A 14,567-nucleotide genomic window follows, 5' to 3' on the forward strand; every position below is an offset into this window, starting at 1 on the left:
GTGTTCAAAGCTTACATTGACACGCTGTACTTGGCGCTTTTGCCGGAGAAAATGAGCACGATGCCGAAGAGGACGGCCGCGATGCCCGCGACGACCCAAATGGCCGGGTCCGGTTGGCCCAAAAATACGTTCTTGTAAAATAACGCCCCCAGCGACCCGCCCAGCAGCGGCCCTACGACGGGAATCCAGGCGTACTTCCAGTTGGAGCCGCCTTTGCCCGCGATCGGCAGCAGCGCGTGCGCAATTCTCGGCCCCAAGTCGCGCGCCGGATTGATCGCATACCCGGTCGTTCCGCCCAGCGACAAGCCGATGCTGACAATGAGAAAGCCGACGATCAGCGGGTTTAGCCCATCCGTAAACTTGTTGGCGCCGATGGCCAAAATCCCCAGCACCAGGATGAACGTCCCGATCATTTCGCTCATCAAATTGGAGAATGGATGGTACACGGCCGGACCGGTTGCGAACACGCCCAACTTGGTGCCCGGATCTTCCGTTGCCTTCCAATGCGGCAAATAATGCAGATACACGATGACGGCCCCGAGGATAGCCCCGAGCATTTGCGCCGCGATGTACGAGGGGACGTCGGCCCAGGGGAATTTCCCGATCAGCGCCAGGCCCAAGGTGAGCGCCGGGTTGAGATGGGCGCCGCTGATCGAACCTACCGCATACGCCCCCATCGCGACCGCCAGTCCCCACCCCATCGTAATGACGATCCAACCGGAATTTGCCGCAAAAGATTTTTTAAGCGATACGCCCGCACATACGCCTCCGCCCAGTGCAATCAGAATCATGGTTCCAATCAACTCTCCCCAAAACGCTGACATGATAACCCCTCCCAATGATTATGATTGTTCAGAGAACGCAAAAAGACCTACATCAAGTGTGCGCCTAAACCGCCCATGCGGGGATGAGGGGCACGTTCAATGTAGATCTCCAAGTCTCCGTAACATTATTAACTTGATTCAAATTTTATTTAAATTTGTAAACGTTGTCAATCACTTTTTTTCAAATTCTCGCCACAAATTTTTGTTCGAGGTGGTCACCGCTTCGGCGCCCGCTTGCAGAGCCAGTTCTACATCCTCCCTTGAAGAGATGAATCCGCCCGCCAGGATCGGCAGGTTCGTTCGGTCTTTCACCTTGCGGATCACGCTCGGCATGCCGCCGGGCAAAACTTCGATGACATCCGGCTGCGTGCTCTCCAGCAGCTTGCAGCTTTTCTCCAAGGCGCTGTTGTCGATTAAGAAGATGCGCTGCACGGCGACGACGCCTTTTTGCTTCGCCTTTTGAATGACGCTGGACTTGGTGGACAATATCCCGTACGGCCGGTACTCCTGGCAAAGATACTCGGTCGCGTGCCCGTCGCTTTGCAGGCCTTGAATCAGGTCCATGTGCAGAAACAGCTTCTTGTTTGCTTGATGCACCATGCCGCAGGCGTGCTTGAGCTGGGCGATATGGACATCCAGCAGCACCAAATACTCATACGATGATGCCACGGCCTTCTCCAAATCTTTCATCTGCCGCGACGCAGGTAAAATTCGCTGTTCATAGAAATTCATATTTCAGGCCCCTTTGCTCAAACAGTCCAACCCTATTTTGCATGAAAGCCATGCTTAACTGTACATCCCATGATAAATGCGTTTTTAATCCTATGCAAGCCCATAGATTCCGCGCCTTTCTCATATGCTGAAGCCAGGTCGTCCGCTGGATAACGTTATCATTAAAGGCAGCAAGTAAATATATGCTCTAGGCGTTCACTAATGATCGCCTTTTATATGTTCGTGAACACCCTCCGAAAATCCCTGCAACCGAATCCTTGTATTCGCATATATAGGAGATATGTTTTATGTATTGGGCCAAAGGCGAGGCGGTGGAGATTTTGAAGGAGGAGCAAGGGAAGGAGAAAATTTTATTGAGGAGTAGTAATAATCAAATTCACTGAATCAATATAAAGTAAAACCAACATAATGAATCAATAATTTATCAATAAGCGAGCACAAATGAAATTGTAAGAGGAGGGAACAATTAGAAATGATTACCGGCATCATACTGATCGTGCTCACCCTGCTCCGCGTGCCTTCGGCCATTATTTCCGGGCGGAACGAAGCAAAGATCATTGCGGGCGGGGGAGTGGAATACGGGCAAACCAACAGCAAGTTGCTGATCGTGGTGCAATTCCTCATCTACATAAGCACGATCGTTTACGCTTTCGTAATGGATGTGCCGATCGGTTCGCATACGTATATCGGGCTGTTGATTTACGCGGTTGCAATGGCGTTCCTCGTATATGTGATCCGCACGCTCGGTCGCTTTTGGACCTTCAAATTGTATATTGCCAAGGACCATGAGTTGATCGAAAGCCCGCTGTTTAAATATGTCCGGCATCCGAATTATTTTTTGAACATTATCCCGGAGGTGTTGAGTTTTGCAATTATTTCGAAGGCTTGGATCGTGTTTGCGCCGCTGTTCACCCTGCATCTTCTTACCCTGTTCAACCGCATCCGGCTGGAGGAAAAAATGATGAAGCAGAAGTTCCAGCAGTATTAGATGGAATAAAACCAAGCGGTTCCTGACGGCCATTCTTAAAGTGTGGCTATTTTTTGTGGCGACGTCACGGCAATAGGTTTGCCGGGTATTTTAGTTATAAATATCGTGCGGTTGACAAAACAAACGGTGGAGGCGTGGAACGAAAGCATTAAGCTCCAGCTTTCGCGTTTCCTGGAATTTGACCATGCTCCTAAAGCGGCAAGGGTGTTTAACAACTACGATTGGTTTGCTTCCATAAATATCATTGAATTTCTCAGGGATTGCGGAACCCGCTTCACGATAAATTACATGCTGGCCAAAGAAACCGAGAGGCTTTAACGAACAAGCCTGAAGAAAGAGCGGCACAGCGCGCACTTGCCAAAGAAGTTACCGCTTTGGTCCATGGAGGACAGGAAGCTTCAACATGCGAAAAAGCATCGGAGATCTTGTTTCGGGGAGAGTTGCATTTTTTAGCTCCGGACGATTTGGAAGCCGTATCCTGCGGAGTTTCAACGATTCATGTCGATAAGCGTGAGAAAATGACGTTGTTGGAATTATTGATTTTGTCGGGGGCCGCGCCGTCCAAAAGACAAGCTAGGGAAGATTTTCAAGCCGGAGCCGTTTTAAACCGGTATAACTGATCCTGTAATGACGCATCTTCAGCTAAATCGGCAAAGTATTGGCTTACAAAAGCGAGTTCGCCGTCGACGGATTCTTTAAATACCGTGCTGAACAGCTCGCTTTTGCTTTGGATGTGCGTATAGAGAGATTGCTTTTTAATTCCGATTTCTTTAGCAATAGCATCCAATGAAGTGGCTTCGTAGCCTTTTAAAGCAAAATGCCGGCGGGCTACTTTCTTAATCGCATCGGCTGTCAAATCCATGCTCCTTCCCATATTGATACGAACGTTCGTCAGGGTGGTTGTTTTTACATTGTAATACGTCGTTATAGCAAATACAATGATAAGGATGCATTTTTATGTTGTACAGTAAAGTACACACGAAGGACACAAGATTCTTCTAGACTGCTTTTTGGGGGCAGTCGGAGGTGAAAGCGTACATGAACGAGCATGCATTTCAAGACGATTAGGAAAGGGTTTGGCAGCATGGCGGTAATTAAGCATACGGAGCGTGCGCGGCGATGAAACGAAGGATCTTGCTGGTCGAAGACGATGCGCTGATGCGTGAATTTATAACGGACTATTTTGTAAGAGAGCAGTGGGAAGTATACGAGGCAAGCAATGGCAGGATCGCCCTTGATACGTTCGAGCGGACATCCGTCGACCTGGTTGTCCTGGACATCATGATGCCGGAGCTGGACGGATGGGCGGTATGCAGGAGCATCCGCAAGAAGTCGGACGTACCGATTATCATGATCACGGCCAAGTCCGAAGACGATGATCAAATTATGGGCTACGAACTCGGCGCCGATGAGTATGTCGTTAAGCCCTTCAGCCCCAGGGTATTGGTCGCGCGAGCGGTCGCGTTAATGAAAAGAACGGAAGGAACCGTGGGGCGCGAAGGGGAATTGCTAGTTTACGGCGATTTAACGGTTAACAGAAAGGCGCATACGGCAGCGGTAGCGGGAAATCCGGTCAACCTGTCGCCGAAGGAATACGACTTGCTGCTTTTTCTTATAAAGCACTATGGCAAGGTGCTGCCTAGGGAGTATATTTTGGATGGGGTATGGGGGTACGATTATTTGGGAGATGCACGGACGGTCGATACCCATATCAAAAAACTGCGAGCCAAGCTCGGAGACGAGGGCCGCTATATTGGCACCGTCATCCGTTCCGGCTATAAGTTCGAGATGATACCTTGAGAAGGAACAGCGTAGTATATAAGCTTTTTGCCGTCACGTCGCTGTTGATTCTGATTATTTTTTCCCTGGTTATGCTCGCGGAGAGCTTGTATTTCGAACGCTTTTACCGGATGTCCAAAATCGGCGCGCTGGAACGGAATATGAACCAACTCGCGCAGCAAATCAATGAGGCGCCATTCAATGAACAGCGTGCAGCACGGCTGCTCGGCGCTTTTATGAACGATAACGATGCCAGCGCTTTCTTCCTGAACGGGCAATTTGAAAGAAAGGCCGTAAATCCTTATTTCCTGGAACTGCTGTCGGACAGCACGACCGTCACGCTTCCCATTACGCCGGAAGGCATGACGTTAGACGACATTCCCCACGGCATTCAAGTCGGGGACCGCATCGTCGTTGACGGTATTTTCATGGATGAAGAGGACACCATTATGCAGCCTGCGTACATTCGGCGGGAAGACGCCGCTTTGGAGGATGGCTTGGTTCGCGTGCACGGGAAAGTAACGGATTTGCTGCTTCCCGAGAACCGGTCGTACAATCCGCTATACCAGGACACCTTGGCGGACGAAGCGCTGAAGGAATGGGCGCCGGTTGCGGAGCAGAGCACCGCGCTCCTGCAGGAAGGGCGCAGCGTCCGCCAGGAATGGAAGGATCAATGGAGCGGTCTCGGCTACGCGGTGATCATTCAGCCGCTGCCGGTTGACGGAAGCGGGATCCGGTATTTATTCGTTATGGCTTCCTTGCAGCCGGTTGGGGAAGCGGTGGGCATTCTCCGGCAATATTTCGTTTATGCGGCGCCGGTCATCCTTGTGCTTGTGCTGCTGCTGTCGTTTTTCTATTCCCGGATCATCTCCCGCCCGTTAGTTGCGCTAAGCCGCTCGGCAGCGCGTCTTGCCGATCTGGATTTTACCGCGCAGCCGGAAATCCGGGCAAAGGATGAATTCGGGGAGCTGTCCCGCAGTCTGACCGCATTATCCCGTAATCTGGACGCTACGTTAAAGCAGCTGACCGCGGCGAACGAGCGGCTGCGGAAGGATATGAGCGAGAAGGAGCGTTCCGAACAGCTTCGGAAAGAGCTGATCGCGAATCTCTCCCATGAATTGAAAACCCCGCTCGGTATCGTGAAAGGCTTTGCGGAAGGGCTGCAGGACGGCGTGGCCGGCGACAAGCGGGAACGTTACCTTGCCCTCATCGTCAAGGAAACGGACCGGATGAACGACCTCATCATGGATATGCTGGAGCTGTCCAAATACGAAGCCAAGGCCATACGCTTGCATCCAAGAAGCGTATCCCTGCCTCGCCTGATTCAAAAGGCGGCCGATTCGTTCACCCGGCAGTTGGAGAACAAGCATCTTCAAATGAAGCTGGACGGCTTGGCAGGGGAAGAAGTCTTCGTAACGGCAGACCCCCGGCGGCTCGAGCAGGTCGTACTGAATTTGCTGAGCAACGCGATTCGGCATGCCGTGGAGCGCACCGTCATTACAATCGACATCCGGCGGACGGCTGTAGGGACAATAACCGTAGTCCTCGAAAATATCGGAGCGCCGCTGGCTGATGAAGATTTAAGCCGGATATGGGATCACTTCTACCGGGCGGAGCGTTCCAGGGATCGCCTTCATGGCGGAACGGGGCTGGGGCTTGCCATCGTCAAGCATATATTGGAGCTCCATCATAGCGAGTATGGGGCCAGAAATACACATCAGGGCGTCGCGTTTTATTTTACCCTGAAGGAAAACGGAGGAAATTATGATGAAGAATAATAACAAACGAATCTATCTTGTACCAGCGCTGTTCGTTCTGCTGCTGATACTTGTGTCCGCATGCGGCAATCAACCGGGCGCCGGGTCGAACCCTAACGCCGCCAACGAAAATCCTGCGGTATCCGAGTCCGGCACGCAAGCCGGCAACGCTGCCCCGCAGGCCGAAAATGCAGCCGGCCCGGAAGAGAAAATATTAATCGTCATCGACCAGACGGCCAAACCGATCGAAGGCAACAGCTTTGATTTCACCGTGAAGCAAGCTCCGGAAGGATACGCTTTGAAGGAAATGAAGTGGGTTTCGGATCAAAACGAGATCGCCAATACGCTCGAAGAAGCGATTGAACATGGCCAGACCGGGGAGGACGGATTCTACATTAGCGGCAACGGCCAGTTTTCCGGCTTCTTCTATCCGGATTCGCTGAAGGGCGAGAAAGGCCGGGTCATCTTTATATTCGCGAATGACGAGAACAACGAGTTGACCTGGGAAAAAGAGATCACCTTGAAGTAAGGGGGAGAACGATGAGAAAGATCGCATTCGCTTGTTTCATCATCTGTGTCATGCTGCTCGCGGGATGCAGCGGCATGAAGGCCGACGAGAGTCCGCGCCAAACATTGGAACGTTATATGCAGGCCATCGCCGAAAAGGACGCCGGACAATTGGCCGCGTTATACGGCGGCAGCTACGAGGGGCTCATCAATTTGTTCCCCGATGCCGATCCTGACGACAAACAGCAATTATTTGAGCAATATTTAAAGCTGCTGCCCGATATTTCGATGAAGGAAATTACCGCCGAAACCGAGGAAAGCGCAGATTCGTATAAGTTTACGGTAACGTTCCAGCTCGAGGACGGAACCTTGTTCGAGACCAGGGAATTCGATACGGTTACGAACCAATTCACGTATACGGTGAAAAAAACGGACGGCGCGCTGAAGGTGATGGAGCTTCCTCCGTACCAAGCATAGCGAACTCCCGAGCATCTTGACAAAATATAATGATTAAGACTGTGGTGAATCCAGCCTTCGTTTATGGAGCATAAACAAGAATAACATAGCCAAAATTATCCTGTAAAATTTTGAAGCTCCTAGCACCGATAGTTTGATGAAAAGCGTTAGGCATATTGGATATTTTTTCCCCATGTGGGTCAGATACTCGGTTATCGAAGCAGCGTACTTTTTCCCGATCCGTTGCTTCCTCTTAATATAATACAGTCACCCTGCCTAATAGTAAGCGAAATATCCGTTAAAACATCCCGATTACCGTATTTCTTCGTAACTTCTGTTAAAGTCACAAGAATATCAGATGTCATTCCCCTGCCACCTTAAAAAAAGCGTTACCTATAATTTCATTTTCAATTCATAGGATAATCCTATTGTAATGATAAAAACAATAGTATTGAACAATACGTTTCCGGCGATTTATACTGAAGCGGAATCCTGAAATTGAAGCAAAATCTGCAAGAGAATGAAGAGGGGACGGATATGAAGGTGAACCCCGGAAGGAAGGACTTGTTATCCAAAGTAGCGTTCGATGAAGCAAAACGCGTGATCCCCGGCGGGGTAAATAGCCCGGTCCGCGCATTTGCTTCCGTTGGTTTGCCCCCTGTGTTTGCCGCGGGCGGCAAGGGATCGCGCGTGTATGATATCGACGGAAATGAATTCATCGACTATATCGGCTCATGGGGGCCGTTGATCCTGGGGCATGCCCACCCAAGGGTAGTTGATGCCATACGGGAAGCGGCGGAACGGGGGACGAGCTTCGGATTGGCGACGGAGCTGGAAACCCGGATGGCCGAGTTGATCTGCGCAGCCGTTCCATCCGTCGACATGGTACGCATGGTGAATTCCGGTACGGAAGCCGTCATGAGCGCGTTGCGTTTGGCAAGAGGATATACGAAACGGCAAAAAATATTGAAGTTTCAAGGAGGCTATCACGGCCATTCCGACGGGATGCTGATCAAATCCGGGTCCGGCGTGGCCACATTGGGCTTGCCGGATAGCCCGGGGGTACCGGAAGGCATTGCGGCGAATACCCTGACTGCGGCTTATAACAATTTGGACAGCGTACACGCTGCCTTTGAGCGGTTCGGCGAACAAATCGCCGCCGTCATCGTCGAGCCGGTCGCCGGGAATATGGGGGTTGTACCGCCTTTGTCTGGATTTCTCCAAGGATTGCGGGAGATTACGTTGCGTTACGGAAGCCTGCTGATCTTCGATGAAGTGATCACGGGATTCCGCCTAGGCTACCATGGGGCGCAGGGGCTATATGGAATCCGGCCGGATCTCACATGCCTCGGCAAAGTGATCGGCGGCGGGCTTCCGGTGGGAGCTTACGGCGGCAAACGTGAAATCATGGAGCAGATCGCCCCGGCCGGGCCGATCTACCAAGCGGGAACGTTATCCGGCAATCCGCTCGCCATGGCGGCCGGATATGCAACCTTGCGGGAGCTTGCGTTACCCGGAATTTATGACGAATTGGAGAGAAAAGCGGCCAGGTTGGCCGAAGGCTTCTTGCAAAATGCTATAAAGTTAGGCGTGCTGCTAAAGGTGAACCGGGCAGGCTCGTTGCTGTGCCCATATTTTACGGAGCATGATGTCATCGATTACGAAACGGCCAAATTATCGAATACGCGGTTATTTAAAACGTATTATGCAGCCATGCTGGAGTTTGGCATATTGACGGCCCCCACTCCATTTGAAGCGATGTTCGTTTCGGCAGCCCATTCGGACGAGGACATCGAAACGACGCTAGCCGCCCATAGCCAGGCATTAAGAGAGATCGTGGAGGAATAGGGGGCTGAACATCGTATTAGCTTTAGTTATCGCTTTTTACTGCCATAAGCAATTGCTCCTTAAACACTCGGCTGGCCGCGCATAAATATTTGTTTTTTCGGTAAACGAGGTGTTGATATAATCGAGGTAGCCTATCGGCAAAATGGTGACGCCGACACCCTGAGCGACCATGTTGATGATGGATTCCATCGTAGTCATTTTCCACAACCCGCTGCAGTTTTATATCAAGGGCGCGGTAATACTCATTGATCCGTTGTCGCAAAAAACAGGAGCTTGGCCCTGGAAAAAAATCATCGTTGAGGTGATCCCTTATGAGTTATGCAGAAATCCTTTCGATTAATATAGGCAAACCCAAACAGATACAGTTTAAAAATAAGGAAGTGTCTACCGGCATATTCAAACTTCCCGCAAATGAATCGCTTTTTTTATCCTGGTTGAACCTGGAGGGGGATGGCCAGGGGGACCTTGTTCATCACGGCGGCAAGGAAAAGGCCGTATGCGTCTATCCCTATGAACACTATCCGTTTTGGGAAAAAGAGCTGCAGAAAACATTGGACTTTGGAGCGTTCGGGGAAAATTTAACGATTCGGGGATTGGCGGAAACGGATGTGTGCATCGGCGATATCTTTAAGTTTGGAGAAGCCCTTGTTCAGGTTAGTCAACCGCGGCAGCCCTGTTATAAATTGTCGATTAAATACGACGCCCCGGACATGCCGCTAACCATGCAGAAAACCGGATTTACCGGCTTTTATTTGCGTGTGTTGGAAGAAGGGCTTGTCTCCAAGGCGGACGGCCTCACCAGGATTTCCCGCCATCCCCGAGCGATCACGGTTACTTACGCAAACCGGATCATGCATCATGAGAAAGAGGATATAGCCGGTATTAAAAAGATCCTTGAAGTCAAAGAATTGTCGGTGAACTGGAGAGCCACATTCGTAAAGCGATTAGACGGAATCGAGGTTAATCCGCAGGAACGATTGACCGGTAATTTATGAGGCGCCTTGTCATCAATAGAACCTAAGAAGTAAAAATGGTTTAACAATAAATCCGTTGCAGGGATTATTCGCAGAATCGGTTTTAAAAAGGGCAACGTTATACGCTGATGGTCGGTTCAACCACGGTTATTGTATTATTGACCGAATTAAGGTTAACCATGGCGCCGATCGGCAAAGCCGCTTTATAAAGGCCGTGGCCTGTGGCCAGGTTCGTGATCAGCGGTTTACCGAGCGGAACGACGAATTCTTCGATTAAATCTTCATAGGATATGCCGTAAGCCGCCTGACAGCCCGTGCATTCCCCCATAATAATGCCGATGCAGTCATTCAATTTTCCGGCCAGCTTCAGATGATTCAAATACCTGTAGACGGTATTGGTGGGTTCGTGCGTTTCTTCAAGCACGAGAATTTTCCCTCGTGTATCGATTTCAAAAGGCGTGCCCAACGTATCGACAAAAGAGGTCAGATTCCCGCCGACAAGCGGGCCCGTAACGTTGCCCGGTACCCGGCTGATCAGCGGAAATCCCGGCGGATTCTGGATCGGCCGGGTCAACGAGTACAGGGATGTCGCGGAAAAAAACTGGTCGAAATTATAGGCGGGCGTTTCGGATTTGAAGTCAATCAGCAGCAGACTATGAAATGTGATTAAATCCACAATTTGATGCAGTGCATTTAACAATACCGTGATATCGCTGTAGCCTGTAACGATTTTGGGATTATTCCGGATCACATTGTAATCAAGGTACGGAAGAATTCCGGCTACTCCGGTGCCGCCTCGGGTGGGCAGTATCATTTTAACCTGCTCGTTTTCAAACATCATCATCAAATCGGAAGCCCGCTGCTCGTCTGTCCCGGCTAAAAACCCGTTTTGCGCATAAACGAATTGGCCCAATACAATATTGAACCCCATTGCTCTCAAAACTCCGATTCGTTCATTAATGAGGTTTGCATTAAGCGGGCTGCCCAAGGTAACGATTCCAACGGTATCTCCTCGCTGCAAAATTGGCGGACGTATCGGCATATGCTTATCTTCCTTCCCCGAGAATAGAAGAAGCCATCGTAATATCATGTCATTAAATTATATTGGCGAAATCGGCTGCACAGTACTGAAAAGGAGCCGGGAGACATTCATAGGGAAAACCTATCTTAATGATATAAACAATAGAAGTGAACGATGCGTTTCCCGCGATTTATACTGAATCGGAGTACTAGCGTTAGAGCGATCATGTTTGAATGAGGGGGAGCGTCGCCAGCAATTGTTCCTTAAACACTCGGCTTGCCGCGCACAAATATTTGTTTTTTCGGTAAACAAGGCCGATTTCGGTAGTAAGCACCGGGCTTTTAATCGGGATCGTCCGAATCTGCTGATTGTCGATATAATCAAGGTAGCCTTTCGGCAAAATGGTGACGCCGACGCCTTGAACAACCATATTGATGATCGATTCCATGGTTGTCATTTCCAAGACCTGTTGCGGCTTTATATCAAGGGCACGGCACTGCTCATTGATCAGTTGTCGTAAAAAATAGGAGCTTGGCAACAGAACACTGGGGGTTTCTTTTAATATATCAAGCGTAACGAACGGTTCCTTGGCGACCGGATGATCGGCTGGCGCCGCAAGAGCAAGATTTTCCTTATATAACGGGATTTTTTCCAGTTCTTCATGCTCCATCGGCAAATAGACGATGCCCAAATCGAGTTCGTTTTTCAGCAGCCCTTCGAAAATATCCCCGGTTCGCAAACCGAGAACGGACAGCTCGATATTGGGATATTTGCGGTGAAAACCGATTACGGTTGGCGGAAGCAAATAATTGACTACCGTCAACAGGGTGCCGATTTTTAAGGTTCCTCTATTCAGGCCTTGCAGTTCGCTGAGCGCGGCGCGTGCCTGAGATAACTCGTGAAAAATATTGTAACAGTGATGCAGCAGCGTTTTGCCGGCTTCGGTAATCAGGGTTCGTTTGCCGACGCGATCAAACAAGGGAGTGCCGATTTCGTGCTCGAGTAAACGAATTTGCTGGCTTAACGAGGGTTGGGCAATCCCCAGCTTCTCGGCGGCGCGGGTAAAATGCAGCTCCTGGCATACGGCCATAAAATACTCTAATTGCTTCAATTCCATAGGTCAGCCTCCTGATTTTTTCGATAGGAAATTACTATTATTATAATCTTAACCATAAGAAATATCTAATAGATGAGAGGAGAAACAACATGAGGGTTCATTATGAAATCTTTCGCTCAATGTAGGCATCCCTGTACAGGTACGGTTCAATAACAAGGAAATTTCCACTGGCATCAACAAGTTTCCTGCAAGTGAATCTCTATTTTTATCCTGGTTGAACTTTGAGGGGGATGGCCAGGGGGATCTTGTTCATCACGGCGGCAGGGAAAAAGCCGTTTGCGTCTACCCCTATGATCACTATCCATTTTGGGAAAATGAACTGCAGAAAACGTTGGATTATGGTGCATTCGGAGAAAATTTAACGATTCGGGGTTATTGGAAACGGACGTATCAATCACGGTTTCTTACAAACCGGATCATGCATCACGAGAAAGACGATCTTGCAGGCATTAAAAAGATACTCGAGGTGGAAGAATTGTCGGTTAACTGGAGAGCCACATTTGTAAAGCGTTTAGAAGGAATCGAGGCAAATCCGCAGGAAAGATTGGCCGGCGATGTTATGAGGTGAAGAAACAGACCGCTCTTAAAGCGGCAATTGAGATTATCCAAGTACCGATTTCAGTTTTGAGCCTTATTCCGCCTCCGAAAAATATAAACCGCATTTTCATCTGACGGAGGTAAGAGGAGAGAGGTTAACTCTTCACTTAATTCCATAGTAAAGTCATCGGCTCTATAATACGACTCGAAATCTCCTGTGCGTTTCGGGTTATTGGTGCCGATTACGATATAAAGCTCAACCGAGCTAGTTTTGAAAACATGCTTTTCATAGGTGTTTTGGGGAACTGGCCAGGAACAGAGAACGGCTTGAGGGCTGTATTTGCGCAGGGCGGTTCGGGCGTCGGCTTTCTCTACAAAATCGGGGTAAGCAATATAATGCCCCCAGCTATAGTCGTCGGTTGCTTTGCAGTCGGCGCCTTTTTCGTTCAAGAACTTCGTTAATGTACCGTCACCAGCGGCAATTTCAAGGCATTTTTTATCTCCAATGATTTTTGAAAGCTGTGAAATCAATTCTTTCGAATAAAAGCAATAAATGCCTTTTTTGTTGACCAGGGGCATTAATATTTTCTTATGTATGACGAATCTCCAAAAAAGCCGGAACAAACCCATGGAAACCGGTTTTCTTTCAAAAGCTCTCCTGAATAAAAGCCGCTGCAAGATCGCTCCATCCCAAATATTGAAACTTATAGATTTAGCTGCGTTTTCAGATGAAGCTGCAATACTTAAATGTTCCAGCAAGTAAACAGCAAATCGCGCCTTGATGATGTCAGGCAGAAAAGCGTTTAATGTTTGTTCGTTCAAGCCGCTGTTCAATATTTTCTTACTGGCAATCTTTGCACTTGTAGTATATTTAGCAATCATGGCCTCGATTAAATTCGAATGATTTCGGCCCTTGATGATGCTTATTTCCCTTAGAACCTCATCTTTGTACTTCGGGTACTGACGCAGCAAAGTTTCCACGCTGATCTCATTAGACAGAATTTTTTTAGCAGTTTCTTTAGCGAAATATGCCATTTTTTATCACCAATATGTGGAATAAGTTAACTTTGTTAAGTATTATAACCTCCCGAAAATTCTAATAAAGTGACATAATATACAATTTATTACTTATGCGGAAGGGCGTTCAATTTTTGAGAATAGGGAAGTGGGATGGGCGGCAAATCAACACTACGTGTCCGGAGGCTTTGCACGATTATCCCGTTTGATCAGGTAGCAGAGAGTTGATCAGGTAGCAGAGAAACAGACAAGCTCGGGAGAAGAAAACATTTGGTCCACGCCTCCCTCACCACTCTCCGCAAGGGCTCCAGCGCCTGGAACCACTTCACCAGGGGCAGATGCGTTCCTTCAAAAATCGTGCTGACCAAAGGCGATGTTTGATGCTTGCACTTTCCGCACTCGAACAAAGGGATATGCCGGGAGGTCAGATGGCTGCACCGGGTGTGAGCGCAGCGCGGGCAGACGAAGCCGTTTGGCCACTTCATCGCGATCAGCGCCTCCATGCAGTCCTGCTCGCTGTTAAAACGGCTGCTGAATGGTTGAAGTTCCGTTCCCGTATTGATCTCCATGTTTACTCGCCCCCGAATCAAGGATATACGAACATAAATTCCATTTATTTCATTATACCAAACACACGTTCTCTTATCAAGCCGAAAATCTCATCTGAACCGCTTCATTTTTTCCTCATCTTTTTTGTTTTTTTCTTCTCTTTTTTTGGAACCCTTGCTCTAGCCCCCACCCCCTGGTCCCTGCTCCTGAATGAAGGGGATAATCGTGCAAAGGCAGGCAGCAGGCAGGAACACCAAGACAAGAACCCGGTAAAGTCCAACGCACGCTCCTTCAGCGTCAACTTCGACAATGGATTGCTGTTTTACCCAGCTACATCAAGGCTTGTCTGCCGAATTTTTGCTGCGAAAGTTGAGTTATTATTCCTGTCACATTGACTTGTGCCTGGTTCGTTATTTGTAGTGAAAGGGAGGGGGGAAGCAGTCAGTTCGGATAGGTTGGAA

The 14,567-nt window shown here is 49.1% G+C and carries 18 protein-coding genes and 1 pseudogene; 10 read left to right on the plus strand and 9 right to left on the minus strand.

The window, feature by feature from the left end:
• Positions 1–11: 11 nt before the first annotated feature.
• Together NYE69_RS12875 and NYE69_RS12880 are read right to left on the minus strand one after the other, a co-directional pair.
• Positions 12–824 (minus strand): MIP/aquaporin family protein, encoded by an 813-nt coding sequence (locus NYE69_RS12875; RefSeq protein WP_340926500.1) that lies wholly within the window; start codon positions 822–824, stop codon positions 12–14.
• 171 nt (positions 825–995) lie between these two features.
• On the minus strand, positions 996–1,556 hold the full coding sequence (locus tag NYE69_RS12880) for a glycerol-3-phosphate responsive antiterminator (protein ID WP_036624580.1): 561 nt from the start codon (positions 1,554–1,556) through the stop codon (positions 996–998).
• 472 nt (positions 1,557–2,028) lie between these two features.
• Here NYE69_RS12880 and NYE69_RS12885 point away from each other — a divergent pair, with 472 nt between their 5' ends.
• The 3 genes from NYE69_RS12885 (at position 2,029) to NYE69_RS33705 (ending at position 3,164) form a co-directional block, all read left to right on the plus strand.
• Complete coding sequence (locus NYE69_RS12885; RefSeq protein WP_328269815.1) at positions 2,029–2,544, plus strand: isoprenylcysteine carboxylmethyltransferase family protein; 516 nt, start codon at positions 2,029–2,031, stop codon at positions 2,542–2,544.
• A 42-nt stretch (positions 2,545–2,586) separates the two neighbouring features.
• On the plus strand, positions 2,587–2,862 hold the full coding sequence (locus NYE69_RS33700) for a hypothetical protein (RefSeq protein ID WP_445744770.1): 276 nt from the start codon (positions 2,587–2,589) through the stop codon (positions 2,860–2,862).
• 200 nt (positions 2,863–3,062) lie between these two features.
• Positions 3,063–3,164: a hypothetical protein gene (locus tag NYE69_RS33705; RefSeq protein WP_445744831.1), complete on the plus strand. Its 102-nt coding sequence runs from the start codon at positions 3,063–3,065 to the stop codon at positions 3,162–3,164.
• Here NYE69_RS33705 and NYE69_RS12890 read toward each other — a convergent pair.
• The gene (locus NYE69_RS12890; protein WP_340926501.1) at positions 3,131–3,400 is read right to left on the minus strand and encodes a TetR/AcrR family transcriptional regulator; all 270 of its coding nucleotides are present in this window, start codon (positions 3,398–3,400) and stop codon (positions 3,131–3,133) included. The genes NYE69_RS33705 and NYE69_RS12890 overlap by 34 nt on opposite strands.
• 263 nt (positions 3,401–3,663) lie before the next feature.
• Between NYE69_RS12890 and NYE69_RS12895 the strand changes: the two genes are divergently transcribed.
• The 4 genes from NYE69_RS12895 to NYE69_RS12910 are packed head-to-tail and all read left to right on the plus strand — an operon-like array spanning position 3,664 to position 7,064.
• On the plus strand, positions 3,664–4,344 hold the full coding sequence (locus NYE69_RS12895; protein WP_124331664.1) for a response regulator transcription factor: 681 nt from the start codon (positions 3,664–3,666) through the stop codon (positions 4,342–4,344).
• Entirely contained in the window at positions 4,341–6,101 is a 1,761-nt protein-coding gene (locus NYE69_RS12900) for a sensor histidine kinase (RefSeq protein ID WP_340926503.1), read from the plus strand. The genes NYE69_RS12895 and NYE69_RS12900 overlap by 4 nt, the downstream gene beginning before the upstream one ends.
• A complete protein-coding gene (locus tag NYE69_RS12905) occupies positions 6,088–6,609 on the plus strand; it encodes a hypothetical protein (RefSeq protein ID WP_340926504.1) in 522 nt (173 codons plus the stop codon). Before NYE69_RS12900 ends, NYE69_RS12905 begins: the two co-directional genes overlap by 14 nt.
• An 11-nt stretch (positions 6,610–6,620) precedes the next feature.
• Positions 6,621–7,064, plus strand: a complete 444-nt coding sequence (locus NYE69_RS12910) for a nuclear transport factor 2 family protein (RefSeq protein ID WP_340926505.1) — start codon at positions 6,621–6,623, stop codon at positions 7,062–7,064.
• A 191-nt stretch (positions 7,065–7,255) separates the two neighbouring features.
• Here the strand turns inward: NYE69_RS12910 and NYE69_RS12915 are convergent, their stop codons facing one another.
• Positions 7,256–7,408, minus strand: a complete 153-nt coding sequence (locus tag NYE69_RS12915; RefSeq protein ID WP_340926506.1) for an ATP-binding cassette domain-containing protein — start codon at positions 7,406–7,408, stop codon at positions 7,256–7,258.
• Between the two features lie 172 nt (positions 7,409–7,580).
• Here NYE69_RS12915 and hemL point away from each other — a divergent pair, with 172 nt between their 5' ends.
• Positions 7,581–8,891: a glutamate-1-semialdehyde 2,1-aminomutase gene (gene hemL / locus NYE69_RS12920; protein ID WP_340930388.1), complete on the plus strand. Its 1,311-nt coding sequence runs from the start codon at positions 7,581–7,583 to the stop codon at positions 8,889–8,891.
• Between the two features lie 36 nt (positions 8,892–8,927).
• On the opposite strand, the gene NYE69_RS33710 is transcribed toward hemL, so the two are convergent.
• The gene (locus NYE69_RS33710) at positions 8,928–9,089 is read right to left on the minus strand and encodes a hypothetical protein (protein ID WP_445744771.1); all 162 of its coding nucleotides are present in this window, start codon (positions 9,087–9,089) and stop codon (positions 8,928–8,930) included.
• A gap of 113 nt (positions 9,090–9,202) precedes the next feature.
• Between NYE69_RS33710 and NYE69_RS12930 the strand changes: the two genes are divergently transcribed.
• Positions 9,203–9,886, plus strand: a complete 684-nt coding sequence (locus NYE69_RS12930) for an MOSC domain-containing protein (RefSeq protein ID WP_340926507.1) — start codon at positions 9,203–9,205, stop codon at positions 9,884–9,886.
• Between the two features lie 97 nt (positions 9,887–9,983).
• Here NYE69_RS12930 and NYE69_RS12935 read toward each other — a convergent pair whose 3' ends face one another.
• Together NYE69_RS12935 and NYE69_RS12940 are read right to left on the minus strand one after the other, a co-directional pair.
• Positions 9,984–10,907, minus strand: a complete 924-nt coding sequence (locus tag NYE69_RS12935; RefSeq protein ID WP_036624563.1) for a S66 peptidase family protein — start codon at positions 10,905–10,907, stop codon at positions 9,984–9,986.
• 202 nt (positions 10,908–11,109) lie between these two features.
• Positions 11,110–12,003 (minus strand): LysR family transcriptional regulator, encoded by an 894-nt coding sequence (locus NYE69_RS12940; RefSeq protein WP_340926508.1) that lies wholly within the window; start codon positions 12,001–12,003, stop codon positions 11,110–11,112.
• Positions 12,004–12,217: 214 nt separating this feature from the next.
• Between NYE69_RS12940 and NYE69_RS12945 the strand changes: the two genes are divergently transcribed.
• Entirely contained in the window at positions 12,218–12,571 is a 354-nt protein-coding gene (locus NYE69_RS12945) for an MOSC domain-containing protein (RefSeq protein WP_445744772.1), read from the plus strand.
• 50 nt (positions 12,572–12,621) lie between these two features.
• Here the strand turns inward: NYE69_RS12945 and NYE69_RS12950 are convergent, their stop codons facing one another.
• Both NYE69_RS12950 and NYE69_RS12955 read right to left on the minus strand, forming a co-directional pair.
• Positions 12,622–13,575, minus strand: coding sequence for a hypothetical protein (locus NYE69_RS12950; protein WP_340926509.1), 954 nt, complete (start codon positions 13,573–13,575; stop codon positions 12,622–12,624).
• A gap of 287 nt (positions 13,576–13,862) precedes the next feature.
• Positions 13,863–14,126, minus strand: a pseudogene (locus NYE69_RS12955) (transposase); the annotation flags it as partial.
• Between the last annotated feature and the right edge of the window lie 441 nt (positions 14,127–14,567).

It is taken from the genome of Paenibacillus sp. FSL R5-0527, assembly GCF_038008055.1.
GTDB lineage: Bacteria > Bacillota > Bacilli > Paenibacillales > Paenibacillaceae > Fontibacillus > Fontibacillus macerans.